18 protein-coding genes are annotated in these 20,438 nt (G+C 59.1%); 6 read left to right on the forward strand and 12 right to left on the reverse strand.

Annotated elements, in window-relative coordinates; genetic code table 11:
• Positions 1 to 45: 45 nt before the first annotated feature.
• From DTW90_RS19350 to DTW90_RS19365, 4 genes are all read right to left on the reverse strand, one after another.
• Complete coding sequence (locus tag DTW90_RS19350) at positions 46 to 1,137, reverse strand: ABC transporter ATP-binding protein (RefSeq protein ID WP_149340274.1); 1,092 nt, start codon at positions 1,135 to 1,137, stop codon at positions 46 to 48.
• A gap of 3 nt (positions 1,138 to 1,140) precedes the next feature.
• A complete protein-coding gene (locus tag DTW90_RS19355) occupies positions 1,141 to 2,037 on the reverse strand; it encodes a carbohydrate ABC transporter permease (RefSeq protein ID WP_149340276.1) in 897 nt (298 codons plus the stop codon).
• 12 nt (positions 2,038 to 2,049) lie between these two features.
• Positions 2,050 to 2,940 carry a sugar ABC transporter permease gene (locus tag DTW90_RS19360; RefSeq protein ID WP_149340278.1) on the reverse strand — a complete coding sequence of 297 codons (891 nt, stop codon included), beginning with the start codon at positions 2,938 to 2,940 and terminating at the stop codon, positions 2,050 to 2,052.
• 90 nt (positions 2,941 to 3,030) lie between these two features.
• On the reverse strand, positions 3,031 to 4,269 hold the full coding sequence (locus DTW90_RS19365) for an ABC transporter substrate-binding protein (RefSeq protein WP_149340280.1): 1,239 nt from the start codon (positions 4,267 to 4,269) through the stop codon (positions 3,031 to 3,033).
• Positions 4,270 to 4,719: 450 nt separating this feature from the next.
• On the opposite strand from DTW90_RS19365, the gene DTW90_RS19370 reads away from it, so the two are divergent.
• Complete coding sequence (locus DTW90_RS19370; RefSeq protein WP_149340282.1) at positions 4,720 to 5,754, forward strand: LacI family transcriptional regulator; 1,035 nt, start codon at positions 4,720 to 4,722, stop codon at positions 5,752 to 5,754.
• Positions 5,755 to 5,987: 233 nt separating this feature from the next.
• On the opposite strand, the gene gndA is transcribed toward DTW90_RS19370, so the two are convergent.
• A complete protein-coding gene (gene gndA, locus DTW90_RS19375) occupies positions 5,988 to 7,421 on the reverse strand; it encodes an NADP-dependent phosphogluconate dehydrogenase (RefSeq protein ID WP_149340284.1) in 1,434 nt (477 codons plus the stop codon).
• Between the two features lie 214 nt (positions 7,422 to 7,635).
• On the opposite strand from gndA, the gene DTW90_RS19380 reads away from it, so the two are divergent.
• Positions 7,636 to 8,034, forward strand: coding sequence for an SRPBCC family protein (locus tag DTW90_RS19380; protein ID WP_149340286.1), 399 nt, complete (start codon positions 7,636 to 7,638; stop codon positions 8,032 to 8,034).
• On the opposite strand, the gene DTW90_RS19385 is transcribed toward DTW90_RS19380, so the two are convergent.
• Genes DTW90_RS19385 through DTW90_RS19400 form a run of 4 tightly spaced genes read right to left on the reverse strand, consistent with a single transcriptional unit; the run spans position 8,035 to position 12,109 of the window.
• Positions 8,035 to 8,649, reverse strand: a complete 615-nt coding sequence (locus DTW90_RS19385) for an ABC-type transport auxiliary lipoprotein family protein (RefSeq protein WP_149340288.1) — start codon at positions 8,647 to 8,649, stop codon at positions 8,035 to 8,037.
• 31 nt (positions 8,650 to 8,680) lie between these two features.
• Positions 8,681 to 10,051, reverse strand: coding sequence for an MlaD family protein (locus tag DTW90_RS19390; protein WP_149340290.1), 1,371 nt, complete (start codon positions 10,049 to 10,051; stop codon positions 8,681 to 8,683).
• A 9-nt stretch (positions 10,052 to 10,060) separates the two neighbouring features.
• Positions 10,061 to 10,933 (reverse strand): ABC transporter ATP-binding protein, encoded by an 873-nt coding sequence (locus DTW90_RS19395; RefSeq protein WP_149340464.1) that lies wholly within the window; start codon positions 10,931 to 10,933, stop codon positions 10,061 to 10,063.
• Between the two features lie 15 nt (positions 10,934 to 10,948).
• Positions 10,949 to 12,109: an ABC transporter permease gene (locus tag DTW90_RS19400; RefSeq protein WP_149340292.1), complete on the reverse strand. Its 1,161-nt coding sequence runs from the start codon at positions 12,107 to 12,109 to the stop codon at positions 10,949 to 10,951.
• A gap of 114 nt (positions 12,110 to 12,223) precedes the next feature.
• Here DTW90_RS19400 and dgcA point away from each other — a divergent pair, with 114 nt between their 5' ends.
• On the forward strand, positions 12,224 to 13,207 hold the full coding sequence (gene dgcA, locus DTW90_RS19405) for an N-acetyl-D-Glu racemase DgcA (protein WP_149340294.1): 984 nt from the start codon (positions 12,224 to 12,226) through the stop codon (positions 13,205 to 13,207).
• Here the strand turns inward: dgcA and DTW90_RS19410 are convergent.
• The 3 genes from DTW90_RS19410 to DTW90_RS19420 all read right to left on the reverse strand — a co-directional run bounded on the left by DTW90_RS19410 (position 13,159) and on the right by DTW90_RS19420 (position 16,208).
• The gene (locus DTW90_RS19410; protein WP_149340296.1) at positions 13,159 to 14,379 is read right to left on the reverse strand and encodes an MFS transporter; all 1,221 of its coding nucleotides are present in this window, start codon (positions 14,377 to 14,379) and stop codon (positions 13,159 to 13,161) included. The two genes, dgcA and DTW90_RS19410, sit on opposite strands and share 49 nt — an antisense overlap.
• A 143-nt stretch (positions 14,380 to 14,522) precedes the next feature.
• The gene (locus DTW90_RS19415) at positions 14,523 to 15,329 is read right to left on the reverse strand and encodes a UDP-2,3-diacylglucosamine diphosphatase (RefSeq protein WP_132524146.1); all 807 of its coding nucleotides are present in this window, start codon (positions 15,327 to 15,329) and stop codon (positions 14,523 to 14,525) included.
• A 123-nt stretch (positions 15,330 to 15,452) separates the two neighbouring features.
• Entirely contained in the window at positions 15,453 to 16,208 is a 756-nt protein-coding gene (locus tag DTW90_RS19420; protein ID WP_188079984.1) for a glycerophosphodiester phosphodiesterase family protein, read from the reverse strand.
• Positions 16,209 to 16,420: 212 nt separating this feature from the next.
• Here DTW90_RS19420 and DTW90_RS19425 point away from each other — a divergent pair, with 212 nt between their 5' ends.
• The 3 genes from DTW90_RS19425 to DTW90_RS19435 all read left to right on the forward strand — a co-directional run bounded on the left by DTW90_RS19425 (position 16,421) and on the right by DTW90_RS19435 (position 20,386).
• Positions 16,421 to 18,733, forward strand: coding sequence for an NADP-dependent malic enzyme (locus tag DTW90_RS19425; protein ID WP_149340300.1), 2,313 nt, complete (start codon positions 16,421 to 16,423; stop codon positions 18,731 to 18,733).
• A gap of 167 nt (positions 18,734 to 18,900) precedes the next feature.
• Complete coding sequence (locus tag DTW90_RS38055; protein ID WP_149340302.1) at positions 18,901 to 19,632, forward strand: LuxR family transcriptional regulator; 732 nt, start codon at positions 18,901 to 18,903, stop codon at positions 19,630 to 19,632.
• A gap of 109 nt (positions 19,633 to 19,741) precedes the next feature.
• Positions 19,742 to 20,386: an acyl-homoserine-lactone synthase gene (locus DTW90_RS19435; protein WP_149340304.1), complete on the forward strand. Its 645-nt coding sequence runs from the start codon at positions 19,742 to 19,744 to the stop codon at positions 20,384 to 20,386.
• Positions 20,387 to 20,438: the final 52 nt, after the last annotated feature.

Genomic DNA, 20,438 nt, shown 5'->3' on the forward strand with positions numbered 1-20,438 from the left:
AGAGAATGGAGGCTCCTCGACGCCTCCATCCGTCTTTTCATACGATCATATTCTCAGTTCGGACTCGGCGTCAAAGAGCGACGCCAGTGTCATGTCGAAGCCGAGCTTGACCGGCGTGCCCACCTGGAAACGCCTTGCGCCATTGATGCGCACCGACATCGTATGGCCCGCATGCTTCAGCCAGATCAGGTTGTCGGCGCCCATCGGCTCCTCGATATCGACGACAGCGTCGTGCACTTCCGCACTCGCGCCGAGATCCTCGTTCACCTTGATATGCTCCGGCCTGACGCCGAGAGTGACCTTGCGACCTGCTGCGAGTGGCTCGGAAGCGCTATATCCATCCAGCGAGAACGTAACGCCGTCGGTCGCAAAGGCGACCTTCCCGTCCCTTTCGACCAGTTCGCCCTTCAGGAAGTTCATCGACGGAGAGCCGATGAAGCCGGCGACGAAGAGATTGCGCGGCTTGTTGTAGATCGTCGTCGGATCGTCGAGCTGCTGGATGATGCCGCTTTTCATGATCGCGATGCGGTCGGCGAGCGTCAGCGCTTCGATCTGGTCGTGGGTAACGTAGATCATCGTGTTCTTCAGCGCATTGTGCAGCCGCTTGATCTCGACCCGCAGCTCCGAGCGCAGCTTGGCGTCGAGGTTCGACAGCGGTTCGTCGAAGAGGAAGACGTCGACATCACGCACCAGCGCGCGACCGATTGCGACGCGCTGCCGCTGGCCGCCCGAAAGCTCGGCCGGCTTGCGCTTAAGGAGCGGCTGGATCTGCAAGATCTCGGCGGCGCGGGCGATGCGCTTGTCGATCTCCGCCTGCGGCACCTTGGCGACGCGAAGGCCGAAGGAGAGGTTCTTCTCGACGCTCATCTGCGGATAGAGCGCATAGGACTGGAACACCATGCCGATGCCGCGGTCCTTGGGCTCTTCCCAGGTGACGTTCTTGCCTTTGATGAAGATCTGGCCCTCTGAAATATCGAGAAGACCGGCGATGCAGTTCAAGAGCGTGGACTTGCCACAACCCGACGAGCCCAGAAGAACGAGGAACTCTCCGTCGTTGATCTCCAGATTGAGATTTTGGAGAACGGTGACCGCGCCGAAATTGAGCGACAGATCCTTGATGGAAACGCTTGATGTCATGGATCAACCCTTCACTGCGCCGGCGGCGATGCCACGGACGAACATGCGTCCGGAGACGAAGTAGACGATAAGCGGCACCGCGCCGGTCAGAAGCGTGGCGGCCATGTTGACATTATATTCCTTCACGCCCTGCACGGCGTTGACGACGTTGTTCAGCTGCACGGTCATCGGATAGTTCTGCGTGCCGGCAAAGATGACACCGAACAGGAAATCGTTCCAGATGCCGGTGATCTGGACGATCATGCCGACGACGAAGATCGGCAGCGACATCGGCAGCATGATGCGCAGGAAGATTTGCCAGAACCCTGCCCCGTCGACGCGCGCCGCCTTGAAGAGCTCCGGTGGCAGCGAGGCGAAATAGTTGCGGAACAGCAGCGTGTTGATCGGCATGCCGAAGATCGTATGCACCAGCACGACGCCGCCGAGCGTCGAGAACAGCCCGAGCGAACGCACGACCAGCACCAGCGGATAGAGCATGACCTGATACGGGATGAAGGCGCCAAACAGCAGGATGATAAAGAAGGTCTCGGATCCCTTGAAGCGCCAGTTCGCCAGCGCGTAGCCGTTCACCGAGGCAATCCCGATCGAGATGATCACGCTCGGCACGAGGATCTTCACCGAATTCCAGAAACCGACCTGGATGCCGTGGCAGTAGAGTCCGGTGCAGGCCTCGCTCCACGCCTTCACCCAGGGCTCGAAGGTGATTTCCATGGGCGGCGAGAAGATGTTGCCCATGCGGATTTCGGGCATGCCCTTCAGCGATGTGACGACCATCACATAGAGCGGGATGAGGTAGTAGATCGCGGCCAGACCGAGAATGCCATAGAGCATGATGGTCGAGGGCGCTAAACGACGGCGCGGCTTGGCGCCTGATGGTTCGATCGTTGCGGCAAGAGCCATTCTTGGTCTCCCTTAGCTGCGCTTCTGGCGGAACTCGACGAGAGCCCACGGCACCAGGAAGATGAACACGGTCACCAGCATGACGGTCGAGGCGGCAAGCGCCTGGCCGAGATTGGATCGCTGGAACATGAAGTCATAAACATATTTGGCCGGCATTTCCGACGCGAAACCGGGACCGCCATGCGTCATCGCAACGACGAGATCGTAGACGCGCACGATGCCGGAGGCGACGATGACGAGCGTGGTGACGAAGACGCCGCGCATCATCGGAATGACGACGAAGAGATAGGTCTTCCAGGCCGGGATGCCGTCCACCCTCGCCGCCTTCCAGATCTCGCCGTCGATGCCGCGCAAACCCGCCAGCATCAGCACCATCACGAGGCCGGTTCCCTGCCAGAGGCCGGCGATGACGAGCGCGATCAGCACGGTGTTCTGGTTACCGAGCAGCGAGACGCCACCGCCCGGAAGACCCCAATCTTGAAGCACCTTCGGAAGCCCGAGGCCCGGATCGAGGATCCACTGCCAGATGATACCGGTCACGATGAAGGACAGCGCGAAAGGATAAAGGAAGATCGTCCGGAACGTGTTCTCGAAACGGATCTTCTGGTCCATCAACACGGCCAGGATGAAACCGACCACGAAGGCGAAGATCAGACTGAGCACGCCATAGACCGCCAGATTGGTGATCGACGCATTCCAACGATCGGTCGTGAACAGACGCCGATATTGCGCGATGCCGATGAAATTCTGGCTCGGCAGAAGCTTGGAGTCGGTGAAGGAATAGATCACCGTCCAGACAGTGCAGCCGACGAACACGACGATGACGGTCAGCATCATCGGGATGGCGGCGATCTTGGCATTGAGATTTCGGAAAAGACCGAAGGGGCGACGCGCATGAGCCATCATGGACCTCCTCTGCCGACCCTACCGCGACCGGCGGGAACCCCCGCCGGCCCGGCAAAGCCGTCTCTAATAGCGAGATGGTTTCAGGCCTTACTGCGCCTGCGAGATGATATCGGCCTGCTTGGCGATCGCGTCGTCAACCGACATCTTCGAGCTGAAGAACTGAATAGCCAGGTCCTGAAGCTGACCGATCGTGTCCGGCGTCAGCATCTGCGTCGTGCCTGGCAGGACGTTTTCCGGCGTCTTCAGGATTTCGAGACCCTTCTTCATGCACGCATTGGCAGCTGACAGATCGACGTCGCCGCGCACGGGCAGCGAGCCCTTGGCGAGATTGAACTTGACCTGCGTCTCCTTGGAAAGAAGCATGCTGGCAAGCTCGAGCTGCGCCTTGGTAATGTCGGGATTGCTGTTCTTCGGGAAGTAGAAGGAGTCGCCGCCCGTATCGAGCAGGCCGTGATAACCGAGGCCCGGAAGGCAATCATAGTCCTTGCCGGCAACCTGCTTGGCAACGCCAAATTCGCCCTGCGCCCAGTCGCCCATGATCTGGCCGGCAGCCTTTCCGGTTATGACCATGTTGGTGGCGACGTTCCAGTCGCGGCCGGTATAGCCATCATCGACCATGTCGCGGGCCTGGCTGAAGGCAGTCCAGACCTTCTTGTTATCGTCGCTCTTCACGGCATCGGCGCTCTTCTTGTCGTTGATCGCCATGTAGAGATCCTTGCCGCCGATGCCGACCTGCATGACGCTGCGGATGCCTTCGACCTGCCACGGAGCGCCGGTTGCGAGCGGCACGATGCCCTTCGCCTTCAGCTGCGGCGCTTCGGCTGCGAATTCGTCCCAGTTGGTCGGAACTTTCAGGCCGTTGTCTTCAAAGACGTGGCGGTTGACCCACATCCACTGCCAGGAGTGGATGTTGATCGGAACGCAGTAGACGTGACCCTGATAGGTGCAGGCATCGAGCAGCTTGGCCGGACGGATGATGTCCTTCCAGTGTTCCTTTTCGGCAAGGTCGGTCAGATCGGTCATCAGGCCCGCCTTGACCAGTTCCTCGGCGTCACGGCCCGTGTTGAGCTGCGTGGCGCCCATCGGGTTGCCGCCGAGGATGCGGCTGACGATCAGCGGCGTCGCGGTGGAACCGGCGCCTGCAATGGCGCCATCAACCCACTTGTTGTCGCCGAGCGCGTTGTAATTGTCGGCCAGAACCTTGACCGCCGCAGCTTCGCCGCCGGATGTCCACCAATGGGTGACTTCAAGGTCTGTGGCATTGGCAGAAACGGCCGGGATGGCCACAGAAGCGGCCAGAGCAGCGGCCATCAAACGAATAAACATGAGCTCTCCTCCCTCACTGAAACGTTGCAGCAAAAACGTAAAGGAATCGATTTCAGGACGCAACACCGTACTCGTAAAATTTTCTTGTATCGGCGCATTCACTACCACTAGCTGCAATCGCGCCCGACATTCGAAACGATACGTATTCTCGAGCGCTCGGTAGGTTCGCGCCCGCAAAACGCGATAAAACAGTTGATTTAAATCATTTATTCGAAATAACATTTATATCGCATATCTAATATTATCTCGCAGGCGCAAAAAACCCTCTGAAATCTCAGTCGTTCAACCTTTGGGTAATGCCCCCGCTCAAGGCTTCAAAAAAACTCTCGACATTTGACCTGTATCGTTACAGTTTTTGTCCTATGGGAAGGAATGCCTCATCCCGTGGTGCTTGCAGCAATGCGGCGGGCGTTATAAGCCGAGAGATCGCGGAGGACGGCGTTAGGCGTTATGGAAGACAAGCGAAATTCAGGGGGAAAGGCTTCATCCGACGCGCCGGAACGACCGACGCTAAAGACGATTGCCTTCATGACCGGGCTTGGCGTGACCACGATATCCCGCGCGCTCAAGGACGCGCCCGATATCGGCGCTGAAACGAAAGAGCGTGTCCGGATGGTCGCCCGCCAGCTCGGTTACCAGCCGAACCGCGCCGGCGTGCGCCTGCGCACCGGCAAGACAAACGTCATCGCCCTCATCCTCAGCGTCGACGAGGAAATCATGGGCTTCACCAGCCAGATGGTTTTCGGCATCTCGGAGGCTTTGGCGGATACGCAATATCACCTCGTGGTGACACCGCATTCGCACAGTAAGGATCCCCTGGTTCCGGTACGCTACATCCTCGACACCGGTTCGGCCGATGGCGTCATCATCACCCGTATCGAACCGGATGATCCCAGGGTCCGGCTGATGACCGAACGCAACATGCCCTTCGCCACCCATGGGCGGACGGACACCGAACTCGTCCATCCCTACCATGATTTCGACAACGAAGCCTTCGCGCATCAGGCCGTCGGCGCGCTCGTGGCCAAGGGCCGGAGACGCATCGCCCTGCTGCAGCCGCCCGGAAAACTGTCCTTCCATTCCCATACGCGCATCGGCTTCCAGACCGGTTTGCACGAATATGGCGCGGAGGAAGTGCCCTTGCGCGTCACCATCGATACGCCGCTTCCCGATATCAGGGATGCTGTCGAAGCGATGATGCGTTCGCCCAACGCCCCCGACGGGATCGTCTCGTCCGCCGGAAGTGCTGCAATCGCCGTCAATGCCGGGATCGAGGCTACTGGCCTGCGTCTCGGCCACGATATCGATATGGTCGCGAAACAGTCGACCCATGTCCTCAACTGGATCCGCCCGGAAATCATCACCGTCTACGAGGACGTCCGCCATGCCGGCCGGGAGCTTGCCAAGGCAGTCATGGCACGCATCGACGGCGCCGAGCCGCAGGAGCTTCAGAGCATCAGCCTGCCGGAATGGCCCCAGGAATGATTGTGTAAGGCACGTCTACGGGCTGTTGGAAAAGCCGAATTCAAGCCGCTTTCGTCATCCTCGGGCTTGTCCCGAGGATCTAAACACGTTGAATTCCTTGAGATGTTGCAGATGCTCGGGACAAGCCCGAGCATGACGACGGAAGCGTCGGCGACAACCCAAAAGAGGGCCGCTCACTCGACAAAAAAGGCCCGCCGATCGCTCAGCGGGCCTCTCTATTCAAACGTCCAACCTCAGTGAGCAGCGCTTGCGCCACTGCCCCACGGGCCATGATGAATATCCTTGCCGTCGACGCGGTCGAAACCGTGCGCGCCAAAGAAGTCACGTTGTGCCTGGATCAGGTTAGCCGTGCCGCGGCTGCGGCGGTAGCTGTCGAAATAGCCGAGTGCCGAAGCCAGTGCCGGAACCGGAAGGCCCGAAAGCGCAGCATAGGAAACCACCCGACGCAGTGCGCCGTCCGTTTCGTTGACGAGCTTAGAGAAGGCCGGTGTCACGATGAGGTTGGCAACATCGGGATCCTTGGTGAAGGCCGAGGTGATCTCGTCGAGGAACTGCGAACGGATGATGCAGCCGGCGCGCCAGATCTTGGCGATTGTCGGCATGGGCAGCGACCAGTTGAATTCCTTCGAGGCTGCCGACATGACGGCAAAGCCCTGCGCGTAGGCACCGATCTTTGCAGCGAGTAGCGCATTTTCCAGATCGTCGATCAGCGTCTTCTTGTCGACGTTTCCGGCAGCAAGGGCCGGCAGGCCGAAAAGCTTTTCCGCGGCGACGCGTTCGTCCTTCTGCGAAGACAGGATGCGTGCTGCAACGGCAGCTTCGATCGCAGTGGCGGCAACGCCAAGGTTCTGCGCCTCGATGACGGACCACTTGCCGGTGCCCTTCTGGCCAGCCTTGTCGAGAATGACGTCGGGCATGGCGCTGCCGGTGCTCGGATCCTTGGCGGAGAGCACCTTTTCGGTGATCTCGATCAGATAGGAGTTCAGGCGACCCTTGTTCCACTTGCCGAAGATATCGCTAATTTCAGCGGCATCGAGCTTCAGGCCGTCGCGTAGGATGCCGTAGATTTCGGCGATCATCTGCATGTCGGCATATTCGATGCCGTTGTGAATGGTCTTTACGAAGTGGCCGGCGCCGTCGTTGCCGAGCCACGCAACGCAAGGGGTGTTGTCGTATTTGGCAGCGATCGAGGTCAGCACCTTCTCGACGCGCTTCCAGGAGTCTTCGGTGCCACCGACCATGATCGAGGGACCATGGCGCGCACCCTCTTCGCCGCCGGAAACACCCATGCCGATAAAGGTCAGGCCGCTATCCTTCAGTCGATCGAAGCGTGCCCGTGTATCGTGGAAATTCGCATTGCCGGCGTCGATCATGATATCGCCCTTGGACAGATGCGGACGCAAAAGCTCCATCTGCTGATCGACCGCATCGCCGGCCTTGATCATGATGATGATAGGCCGCGGCGGGCGGATCGCCTCGACGAACTCCTCGATCGTCTTGCAGGGAATAACCTGCTTTTTCAGGTCACCAGCGTTCTCGTAAAATTCATCCGTTTTGTCCGGCGTGCGGTTGAAGACCGCAATTTTGTTGCCCTTTTCGGCGATATTGAGCGCCAGGTTGGAGCCCATGACGCCGAGACCGATCAGTCCGATTTCTGCCTTTTCCACGACAAACCTCCCGTGAATGGTTGGACGCATGTTGTTGCACCGGTGCAGACAAACGGCAAGCGCCCGAAACGCCAAAACCGTACGCTTTGCAGGATTGAGCAATAATGCGATAGATTCATGCAAGCGTCTGAAAACATGCGCTGATGGCACCTGCTCCGACCATGCGCCGGTGCGTCAGGAACAGCAAAGAGACGAGATAGGGCGGAGGAAAAACATGTCTATAATGTCGGCAAAGATCGTCCACATCTCCATCGATCGCGACTGGCGCGATGTCTATGATTTCGCCTCGAAACCGGAAAATATGCCGCTTTGGGCTTCAGGCCTCGCATCGGGATTGGAGCCTGACGGAGAAGACTGGATTGCGACAGGCGTGCTCGGGACAGTGCGCGTAAGCTTCGTACCGCCCAACGAGTTCGGCGTCCTAGATCATACCGTCACGATCGAGTCAGGCCTCAGGGTCTACAATGCCTTGAGGGTGGTACCGAACGGAGATGGTTGCGAAGTCATGTTCACGCTGCTGCGCCTGCCCGGAATGACGGACGAGCAATTCGCCGCCGATGCCGCCCATGTTCAGAGGGATCTCGAGGCACTGCAAAACCTGATGGAAATCTGATCAGATAGAATGCAGCGTCCAGTCGACGATGTCGGTGGCGACGCCCTCAAACGCAACATTCAGAGCCTTGACGAAATCGCTGTTGGTGCTGCCGCTGACGGGCACGGCCTTGCGGAAAACGTTCTGTGCCTTGATGGTGCCGGTGCGATCATTGAGGATCTTTGCCGAGATCTCGACCGTCGCCGCCGTATGCCCGGCATTGTCGATTTCGAAGGACCGGATGTCGGTGACCACCTGATAATCGATCGCAAGTCCCTGCCCCGGAACACCGACGCCGCCAAGCTTGCGGGAGTTCTCGAACGCCTCAACAAGCTTCGACTGCACCATGCGCGGAAGCTTGTCGCCCCACTGCGATTTCGACAGGTACTGAATTTCGGAAGACGACACGCGCACCAGGATCTGGTTGCTGTCGAGAGCACTCAGCGCCGTCGGTTGCGGGATGAGAATCTGCTTGCTTTTGGCGGCAGGTCCGCTGCCGTCAGGAGTGACAGACAGGTCAAACGTGTCGTTTTTCGCTGCCGTGCCGCATCCTGCAATCAGGAGCGCAACAACCGGTAGGGCAATGGCCGCTTTTTTCGCCGCAGACCATCGCTGAACCGAACCATATCCGATCATTTACCGCCCACCCTCTGAAACCTGACCGTCATCAATGCCGCGCCCGGCCGTCAAATTGCTTCACCGTATCCCCGCCGAAAAGCAGGCGCTGCGGATTACGGTCGAAATTGCTAATCGTATCGTTGAGATTCTGCACCGTCCGGCGCGTATCGTTGACAAGCGACTGAACGTTATCAAGCCCGCCACCGGAGAATTTCTTCAGATTGTCGGCAATCGGCCCGATCTGGGCGTTCAGATTGTCGGCGACCTTCTTGAACGATTCCAGCGTCGCCTTGGCTTCCGCAAACAGCGATTGCGTGCTGTCGGAGCCAAGCAGGCTGTCCACCTTCGCCAGGATGCCGTCGACGCGGTTGGAAGCGGCATTGAGCTTGGTCGACATTTCCGAGACATTCTGGATCGTCTGGTCAATGTCCTTCTGGCGGCCGGCAACGGTATTGGCGATATCGCGTATGGAAGCGACGGCAACGCGCGCATCCTTGGTCGCCTGCGAGATATCGTCCACGGAGCCCTTGATCTTCGCCGGATCGATCTGGGCAACCAGCGTATCGACGCGATCGAGTGTCTGCTGGGCCTTCTTGCCGAAATCGTTATAGGTGTCGGCCGTCTGCTTGATGCTTGCGACCGTCGCCTTCAGGTCCGTCGTGGCGTCGGCGACATTGGCGGTGATCTTGTCGGCGTTGTTGACGACGTCGTTGATCTTGTTCGCATCGACCGCACGAACGAGCTTTTCGACCGCATCAAGCGTGGAGTCGACGCGCGTCGATACACTGGTGAAGGTCTCGGAAAGCTTGCCGACGCTCGCGAGGAACTTGTCGATATTGTCGGAATTATCCGCCAGAGCCTTGGAGAACTTGTCCGCATTTCGAACCGTATCGGTCAGCGGACCGCGCGCATCCTGCACGAAGGACTGGACTTCGCCGATCGCGTCGTTGGCACGGTTCAGGATCTTGTCGGCAGTCGCGAGAAGGTTCGTGACGCTCGACTGGTCCGCGAGCAGAACGGCACGCTTGCCCGTGTCGATCGAACGCTTGAGAATGTTTTCATCGCCGTTGCGTCCGCCGGAAAGCTCGATATAGGCGGCACCCGTCAGGCCCTGAATTTCAAGCACGGCCTTCGTAGACGAATAAACCGGCGCATCGGCGCGCACTTCCGTAAAGGCGAGCGAATAGCGGGGATCGTCGGCGTCGATCGACAGGCTCTTTACGCTGCCGACCTGGATGCCATTGAAACGCACCGGCGAGCCGACGCTCAAACCGTTGGCGGAGCCTGGGATTCGCACGACCAACTCAGCCATGGGACCGCCACGGCCGTATTCGGCCATCCAGTAGACGAAGCCGAACGCTGCCGCGATGACCAGCAGCGTGAAAATACCGACAATCGTATAGTTGGCCTTGGTTTCCATGGTCTCCAGTCACTTCCCGCCGCTTTGAGCGGTTGCACCATTGCTGTCGTTTCTATTCGCGCCGTGCCCACCGGGAACGATGGACCGTGCACGCTTGCCTCGGAAATAGGACTTCACCCAGGGCTCCTCGCAAGCGAGCATGTCCTCGATCGTGCCTTCCACCAATACGCGCTTCTGCCCGAGCACGGCAATCCGATCGCAAACCGAAAACAGGCTGTCGAGATCGTGAGTCACCATGTAAACGGTGAGGCCGAGCGTGTCACGTAGCCTAGAGATTAGTTCATCGAACTCTGCCGCGCCGATTGGGTCGAGACCGGATGTCGGCTCATCGAGAAAAACGAGGTCCGGATCGAGCGCAAGGGCTCTTGCAAGAGCCGCACGTTTGATCATGCCGCCAGAGAGTTCCGACGGATATTTGTCCGCAGCATCCGCTGCCAATCCGACCATGCGGATCTTCAGATGCGCGAGTTCATCCATCAGCCCGGCCGGAAGGTCGAGATATTCGCGCATCGGCACCTGGATGTTTTCCTTGACCGTCAGCGACGAAAACAGCGCGCCCTGCTGGAAGAGCACGCCAAGCCGCATGTCAAGCTTGTTGCGCTCCGCCTCGTCGAGCGAATCGTAATCCTCGCCGAGGATTTCGATCTTGCCGGATTGACGCGGCAGCAACCGCAATACGGTGCGCATCAGCACGGACTTGCCGGTGCCGGAAGCCCCGACAAATCCAAGGATCTCGCCGCGGTAGATATTCAGGTTCAGCTTGTCGAGGACGACTTTCGGGCCGAAGGCCACGGTCACGTCCTTTGCCGATAGGATGATGTCTCGTTCGCGATCGTTCCGACCGTGATCGTCATGCTCTTCATGCGTTTCCGGATGCGGCATTGTCATTGTCGCCCCTTAGAAATCGATTGCTGCATAGAAGACGGCAAACAGCCCATCCATCAGGATCACCACGAAAATCGACTTCACCACTGACGAAGTCACATGCTGGCCGAGCGATTCGGCGCTACCGCCGACTTTAAGCCCTTCCACCGCAGCAACAATCCCGATCACAAGCGCCATGAAAGGCGCCTTTATCATCCCCGATATGACAGTAGAAAGACTGATCGCCTCGTGCAGGCGCGAAATGAAGGTTGCGAACGTGATTCCCGAATAGGTGTAGGCGACGGTAGCGGCCCCGAAAAGCGAGGCGAAATTTGCAAGGATCGTCAGCAGCGGCAATGCGACGGTCAGCGCAACCAAGCGCGGAAAGATCAGGACCCCGATCGGATTGAGACCCATCACCTTCAGCGCGTCGACTTCCTCGCGCATTTTCATCGAGCCGATTTCCGCAGTGATCGCGCTACCGGATCGGCCGGCGATCATGATCGCGGTCAAAAGCACGCCGATTTCACGCAGCTGCAGGATACCCACGAGATCGACGACGAAGACTTCGGCACCAAAATAGCGCAGCTGGAATGCGCCCTGCTGCGCAATGATCGCGCCGATCAGGTAGGACATCAAAAGGATAATCGGGACGGCGCGCAGCGCCATGTGGTCGATCTGGTTGACGATCGAAGCCGGCGACACGCCACTGCCGCGCCCGAACTTCAGCTGTGCGCCACGCACGGCCGAACCAAGGATATACATGGCCGCGATGAAATTGCCGCTGAGTTCGTAAACAACTTCGCCGATCGGCGCAAAAATGCGATCAACCAGCCGAGCCCTGGGTTCCTTCTCCGCCGCCGATTCGCCTGCCCTTGGATCGAATTCCGCCAACAACTCGTCGACATGCGGATTCGAACCTTCGATGCTGACGGTCGCACCATGCTTTTCCTGACTGACTTTCAGCCGATGGATCAGCAACGCCCCGGCCGTATCTAGGCCAGTCAGTCCGGAAAGATCGATAACAACAGAGCCGCCGCTGGTACGCTTGCTGAGATCATCGATCCTGCGAAGCACGCCGTGAATGTATGAGCTGCGCCAATTGCCTTCCAGCCGATAGCGATGACCCGAGCCATCGGCCCGGTCGTCGATCGTCAGAGAATCGGAATTCTGTTCGGCTGCTTTCAAACTCATGCAATCTTTCAAGGCTTGCGGCTATAACGGCGAGTCGGAAAATACTCGTTCGACGCTCGGCGCGATACTATACTTTCTCCGTCCGCAATTTCCATGCAGCAGGAACGCCAAACTATGCCACGCCGTCTCGATATCCAAATGAATTCATTCCCGATTGCGGGCACATTCACCATCTCCCGTGGCACCAAAACCACAGCTGACGTCGTCACCTGTACAATTTTCGAGGAAGGCATCTCGGGCTGGGGCGAATGTGTTCCCTACCGCCGCTACGGAGAGAGCATCGAGAGCGTCATTGCCGAAATCGAAGCGGCAAGGCCCGCCATCGAAGCCGGCCTTACGCGCGAAGACTTGCAGCGGGCAATGAAGCCCGGTGCCGCGCGAAATGCAGTGGACTGTGCGCTCTGGGATATCGAGGCGAAGCTTTCGGGCAAGTCCGTAGCCAGCCGAATAGGGGTCAGTGTCCCAAAACCGCTGACAACAGCCTACACGATTTCGCTCGGCGAGCCGGAGACAATGGCCGCACAGGCGCGTGAATATTCCCATCGGGCGCTGCTGAAAGTGAAGGTCGGCACGACGGACGATGAGTCGCGCATCCGCGCGGTCCGTGCCGCTGCCCCGGATGCGGCGATCATCCTCGACGCCAATGAGGGATGGCCGGAAGAAACGCTCGCCCGCCATCTTCAGATCGCGGCAGAAGCCGGCATCACGTTGGTCGAACAGCCCCTTCCCGTAGGCAATGATGCTCTGCTTGCCTCGATCGACCGGCCGGTGATCGTCTGTGCCGACGAGAGCGTGCATCATACCGGCGACCTCGCGAGCCTCCGCGACCGGTATGATGCGGTCAACATCAAGCTCGACAAAACAGGCGGCCTGACCGAGGCCCTAGCGATGAAGCGCGAGGCGCAGCGCCTCGGCTTCCAGACCATGATCGGCTGCATGGTGGGAACGTCGCTTGCCATGGCCCCGGCGGTGCTGGTCGCCCAAGACGCCGATTTCGTCGATCTCGACGGGCCGCTGCTGCTCGCGCGCGACCGTGAGCCGGGACTGCGCTACGAAGCTTCGCTGGTCTTTCCGCCAGCGAGCGAACTCTGGGGCTGAAGGTAATAGGCGACGACGACCATTGCCAGGCCGAAGACCGCGACCCCGGACATGACGTAATAGCTGCCAAGGCCGAACCAGGCATAGAGGTAGCCGGCAATGAAGGTCATGATACCAAGGCACATGCCGTTGTAGAAGAAATAGAGGCCTTGCGCGGAGGCCTCCTGCGTCTCCTGCACGCTCGCGAGAATACGGCGCTGGATGCCCGTGTGAACGCAGGCATAGGTGCAGGAATGAAGGCATTGCAGCATGAAATATCCGATGAAGCCGAAATTGATCGGAAACAGGATCCAGCGGAAGATGGACATGATCGAGCCGAAGCAGATCAGCTGCCAGGCGGTGAAGCGGCGGCTCAGACGCCTGGAAATGAAGAACACCATCACCTCCGACATCACGCCAACGCTCCACAGGACGCCGACCGCCGTGCCCGAAAAGCCGATTTGATGCCAGTAGATCGAGGAAAACGTATAGTAGACGGCATGGCTGGATTGCTGGATCGATACGCCGATCATGGTGATCAGCAGCTGCGGGCTACGCAGTGAGCCTGATGTCGGCGCCTGCAGGTTGATCGGCTGACCGCGCCGCCGCGTCGGCCCGATCCTCGGGCTGGCGAAGCCCATCAGCGTCGTCAGCACAAAGCCGGCAACCATGGTCGGCAGCACCATTGCGCCGCCCCATATTTCGATCAGCTGCCCGCCGATCAGCGTTGCGAAGATGAAGGCGATCGATCCCCAGACCCGCATAGAGCCATAGTCAAAACCCCAGCGCCGGACGCCTGAAATGGTGATGGATTCGACGACCGGAACATAAGGCGCGTAAGTCGCGCCCTGAATGGCATAGACGAGGAGGACCGGCCAGAAATCCTTGGTCAGGTAGAGCGCCATCGCTGTCAACAATGACAACCCACCCGACCAGATCAGCACATAGGAGCGCTCCTGCATCCTGTCGGCAAGCAGCGCGACCAGAGGCACGGCCAGCACGCGCACGACCATCGGCACGGCAAGGATGATGCCGATCTCGCTGTCGTTGAAATGAAGGCTTGCGAGCCAGACTGGAAAGAATGGAAGAGCGATGCCGTTGACGATCAACGGCGCACAATAGGACAAGGCACTGCGCAACTTGAAATAGGGTGGCGCACCCTCGACCGCCAAATTTTTCGCTGCGGGAATCATGATTGACCTGAAGGGAAATTGAGTTCGTCCCTATCACGCAATCGTGGGTACGACTATGGCGAGAAATAGCCGTACTGTAACGTTTCGGAAAAAATTATTGGTCTGTATTCTGGCTGCAACGTCGGCCGCGGCGCAACCGGATTTCAGGCTGCCTGAGCGCCCAATGCCTCGGTCATGTCCTCGACCGCTGTCACGGCAGGCTTTGCATCCAGGATTTCCCGCCAGGTGATGAGCTCGAAGCTGCCGTCCTCGTGTTCGGCAACCGCCGTGCAGCTCTCAACCCAGTCTCCCGTGTTGATATATTGTATGCCGTCCATCTCCTGGATCGTAGCGTGATGGATGTGACCACAGATCACGCCATCGGCATTGTGCTTGCGGGCTTCTTCAGCCACGACGCGCTCGAATTCGCCGATGAAGTTGACGGCATGCTTGACCTGAAGCTTGGCCCAGGCCGAGAAGGACCAATAGTTAAATCCGAGGCGACGGCGTATTGCCGCAAGCCCGATATTGATCATGATCGCCATGTCGTAGGCCCAGTCGCCGAGATAGGCGAGAAGGCGGGCATTGCGCACCACGACGTCGAATTCGTCGCCATGCAGGATAAGATATTTCTTGCCGTCGGCCGTCTCGTGCATCGCGCGCTCGGCGACTTCGATGCCACCGAAATGCATGCCCGGGAAATCGCGCAGGAATTCGTCGTGATTGCCGGGAATATAGACGATGCGGGTACCCTTGCGCGCCTTGCGCAGCAGCTTCTGCACCACGTCATTGCAGTCCTGCGGCCAATACCAGCTGCGCTTCAGCCGCCAGCCGTCAACGATATCGCCAACGAGGAAAATGGTATCCGCTTCATGATACCGCAGAAAGTCCAGAAGGAAGTCCGTTTTGGCCGCCTTGGAGCCAAGATGCACATCGGAAATGAACAGCGTACGAAAGCGCCGAGTGTCCATTGTCTTCATCACAAACCTAATGTCCGTGCCCTGTTTCTATCCATCTTGCATTCGTCCTTCCAAAATCAGACTCGTGTATCAGGAAGATGACAAGGCCCAGGGACAACCTGCCGCAACGCGCGCTCAAGCCGGCCTTGCAGCGATAGCAAGGTCGGGTCGGTCGGTGGTGAAACTGGCCACTCCGAGCCGGAACATCGCCTGGGCGGCCTCGCGTGTATGCGCTGCCCAACCATGGACCGTAATGCCGTTTCCGCGCCAGAAATCCAGGACGGCGGCGCTGATCATATCGGCCTTCAGCGCGATCTCTCTGATGTCGTAAGCATTGAGGCTGGCAAGCAGCCCCTTGCTGCCAAGCTGCGTCAGGAGGAGCGGCGAGCAGAGCCAGACGAGACCGAGAAGGTCCTCTCGCTTGCCGCCATGCATGCCGAGCGCCTCGACGAAAGCTTCCAGCCTGGACAGGCTGAAACTCGTGACCATCGATCGCTTCAGCATGCCGCTCAGCATCAGCTCGGCGGCGATGCGGCTTTCCATTCCCTCGTAGGCATTCCCTTCGGCTTTGGTCTTGATCTCCAGCCGCAGATCCACCTTCGACGGTTCAAAGATCGCGATTGTTTCCCCGAGCGTCGGTATGCGCTCGCCGCGCGTGCCGAGGATCACATGCCGCATCAGCTCGTCATAGGTCAGGTCGGCAATCGCGCCCTTGCCGTCAGTCATGCGGTCGATCGATGCGTCGTGATGAACGACCAGTCTGCTGTCGCGTGTTTGATGGACGTCGAATTCCACCATCTCCACCTCAAGCTTGGCGGTCTCCGCAAAAGCGAACTTGCTGTTCTCCGGCCATAGATGCGAGCCGCCGCGGTGAGATGCGATGTGGGTCATGTCGGTGTTCCTCTTGTTCTGCCGCTGCATAGGGCCTGCGCATAAACCGCGTATGACAAGGGTGCGGCGCAGCAGATTCAAAGTCCGTTTACGACGATAAGCCGCCGCGACAAAAAAGCTTTCCGCCTCCGCAATTGCTTACTGTTCGCCACGGACGATTGATGTATGCAGAGACTCCACAGAACCGATTTGGCCGCAGAATGGAGACGCGTATGACCACGCACGATGCACCGAAAGCGCAAAAGAACATGACGAGCGGCGATCTCGACGAACAGGCGCTTTTCTTTCATCGCTATCCGCGGCCCGGCAAGCTGGAAATCCAGGCAACGAAGCCGCTCGGCAACCAGCGTGACCTGGCGCTTGCCTATTCGCCCGGCGTCGCAGCACCCTGCCTTGCGATCCGCGACAATCCGGAAACCGCGGCGGACTACACGTCCCGCGCCAATCTCGTCGCCGTGATTTCAAATGGAACGGCCGTCCTCGGTCTCGGCAACATCGGTCCTCTCGCCTCCAAGCCGGTCATGGAGGGCAAAGCCGTCCTCTTCAAGAAGTTCGCCGGCATCGACGTCTTCGATATCGAAGTCGACGCTCCGAGCGTCGACGAGATGGTCAGCTCGATTTCGGCGCTGGAGCCGACATTCGGCGGCATCAATCTGGAAGACATCAAGGCGCCTGAGTGCTTCGAGGTGGAACGCCGCCTGCGCGAGAAAATGAAGATCCCGGTCTTCCACGACGACCAGCACGGCACTGCCATTATCGTCGCGGCCGCAATCCTCAACGGTCTCGAACTTGCCGGCAAGCGCATCGAGGACATCAAGATCGTTGCGTCGGGCGCCGGTGCTGCCGCACTCGCCTGTCTCAACCTGCTCGTCATCCTCGGCGCCAAGCGCGAGAACATCTGGGTCCATGACATCGAAGGCCTCGTCTACGAGGGCCGCGCCGAGCTGATGGACGAATGGAAATCTATCTACGCCCAGAAGAGCGACAAGCGCACGCTGGCTGATTCAATTGGCGGCGCCGACGTCTTCCTCGGCTTGTCTGCCGCTGGCGTCCTGAAGCCTGAACTCCTGGCGCAGATGGCCGAAAAGCCGCTGATCATGGCGCTCGCCAATCCGACGCCGGAAATCATGCCTGATCTCGCCCGTGCCGCCCGGCCCGACGCGATGATCTGCACCGGCCGTTCCGATTTCCCGAACCAGGTCAACAACGTCCTCTGCTTCCCCTATATCTTCCGTGGTGCGCTCGATTGCGGCGCCCGGACGATCAATGAGGAAATGAAGATGGCGGCGGTGCGCGCCATCGCGGCGCTCGCCCGCGAAGAAGTTTCCGATGTAGCGGCAAGAGCCTATTCGGACGAATCCCCGGTGTTCGGTCCGAACTACCTGATCCCCTCGCCCTTCGATCCGCGTCTCATCCTGCGTATCGCCCCGGCCGTCGCAAGGGCTGCCGCCGAGAGCGGCGTTGCTTCCCGACCGATCGAGGATTTCGACGCTTATCTCGACCAGTTGAACCGCTTCGTCTTCCGCTCCGGCTTCGTCATGAAGCCGATCTTCACGGCAGCCAAGATTGCCGATCGCAAACGCGTCATCTTCTCCGAAGGCGAAGACGAACGCGTGTTGCGCGCCGCCCAGATCCTGCTTGAGGAAGGCACGGCGAACCCGATCCTAATCGGCCGCCCGCAGGTCATCGAGACCCGCCTCAAGCGCTACGGCCTGAAAATCCGCCCGAATGTCGATTTTGCCGTCATCAACCCGGAAGACGACCCCCGCTTCCGCGAATATGTCGACCTCTATTTCTCGATCGTCGGCCGCAGCGGCGTCATCCCTGAAGCCGCCCGCACGATTGTCCGCACCAACGCGACCGTCATCGGCGCCCTGGCACTCCGGCGCGGCGAAGCTGACGCTCTGATCTGCGGTCTCGAGGGCCGATATGAACGGCATCTGCGAGTTGTACGGCAGATAATTGGCAAGCGCCCGGATGTTCGCGACCTCTCGGCTCTTAGCCTGTTGATCTCCCATCGCGGCGCCACTTTCTATACCGACACCTATGTCACGTTTAACCCGTCAGCGGAGGAAGTGGCGCAATCGGCCATATTGGCGGCGGAGGAAATCAAGCGTTTCGGCATCACACCGCGTGTCGCGCTTGTGTCCCATTCCAACTTCGGTTCGCGAGAATCCGAGAGCGCGACGAAAATGCGCAACGCCCTTCAGCTCGTTCGCGAAGCCGCTCCAGACCTGGAAGTTGACGGCGAAATGCATGGCGACAGCGCCATTTCCGAAAGCTTGCGCCGTCACGTCATGCCGAACAGCACGCTGTCCGACGAAGCGAACCTGTTGGTCTTCCCCAATCTTGATGCGGCAAACATCACCCTTGGCGTCGTCAAAACAATGATCGATGGTCTTCACGTCGGACCGATCCTTCTCGGAACGGCCATGCCTGCACACATCCTCTCTCCTTCAGTCACATCCCGAGGCGTGATGAACATGGCGGCGCTCGCCGTCGTCGAGGCGTCACAACCTGGCTGACGCAGAAATTACCGATTTGGGGCAGCCGTTTCATTTAGAAGCGGCCGCTTACCAATTGTTATTGTAGAGTGAGAGGAAAGTAACCCTAACTCGTTTAAATTACTAGACATATCAACTGTAGGTGGGCCAGACTTGTCAGGTGAGTTCGACAAGTATCAGGATCCAATATGCGCGCAGGCTATTTTGAACTGTTTGACTGGCTGGAACAAAGCAAGCCAGTGCAGCCGCGTGAATTCTTTAACCGCTTGCGAATAGCCTACGGCATTACTCATCTCATCTATGTCGATGTCTTTTCTGCCTCGCGTTCGGCGCAAGTCCATCGCCTTCACCACACGTTCTCCCGTGAACAATCCACAGCTCTTGCAAGCATCGGCAACGAAGTTCTACTTCCGGCCTTGAAATTCGTGTTGTCCTCCGTCCGCCCGGTTGATCACGCCACCCTCCGCCAGCAGATACCGGCGGCCGATATTCTCTTCAAGCAGGTCAGCGCGCTCGGCATACCGGCAGAGGGAATTTCATACCCCTTGTTGGCGCCGGAGGCTCGGGCCGCGGCCCTCGTGATCAGCATTCCGCTCGCCTCGGAGGAAGTCCCGCTTTTCCTCAGAAGTTACGGTCGCGACATTCAGACCCTCGCAGCACTCTTCCACGCCTCGATGATCGAGGCGGAGCGACCGCCATCCATCAGCAAGGACGAACTCAGGCGGATCACGCCGCGCGAACGCGAGGTTCTGCGCTGGGCGGCCGCCGGCAAAAGCTACTGGGAGATCGCCATCATCCTCGGCATCACAGAGCGCACCGTCCGCTTTTTCATGAGCAATGCACGCCAGAAACTCGACGTCGTCTCGAACACCCAGGCGATTGCCGAAGCCGTCTGGCGCGGGCTGATCCCTCAATCCTGAGAGACCTAGTAGCAGCCCCTTACTCTTTTCTGCACTGTCACTAGCGCCAGTATAGCCGAGCCCTCACTTTTGCCAGTCTCCGGTCACCGAACCAAGAACGGAGACTGGCATGATTAAGCTCTTCAGCGGCACCACCCGCCATCATCATCTCACCGCGATGGACGAGATGTTCCGTCTGCGAAAGAAGGTTTTCCATGACCACCTGAAATGGGACGTCCTCGTCGACGGCGAATGGGAAATCGATCACTACGACCTGTCGAACCCGATCTACGTCCTCTCCTACTCGGACGAGACCGGCAAGCTGCGTGGCGCGCTCCGCCTGCTGCCGACGCTTGGACCGAACATGCTGGACGACACATTCCCCATCCTCCTCGGCGACACGCCCGAAATCCGCAACTCGATGATCTGGGAATCCAGCCGCTTCTGCATCGATCCGGAAATCTCCCAGGATCGCGCCTCGAACCAGGTGACCGTTGCGGCCGCCGAACTGATGTGCGGCGTCGGCGAGCTCGGACTTGCCTCGGGCCTCTCGCACATTGTCACCGTTACCGACGTCTTCCTGGAACGCATGTTCCGCCGCATGGGCTGCCCGGGCGAACGCATCGGCGAGCCGAAGAAAATCGGCTCGGTCTACGCGGTCGCGGTTTCCTGGGACGTGACGACCGATCTGCTTTATCGCATGAAACAGGTCGCGGAAATCAACGGCCCGGTCCTCGAGCAGGAAACGACCGTCGCGCTGGCTCGTGCCGCTTGATGTCACGTCAAATTCATCGCCGCGGTCACGGGAAATCGCGGCGATGGGCCAT

The organism is Neorhizobium sp. P12A, from assembly GCF_008365395.1.
Taxonomy (GTDB): Bacteria; Pseudomonadota; Alphaproteobacteria; order Rhizobiales; family Rhizobiaceae; genus Rhizobium.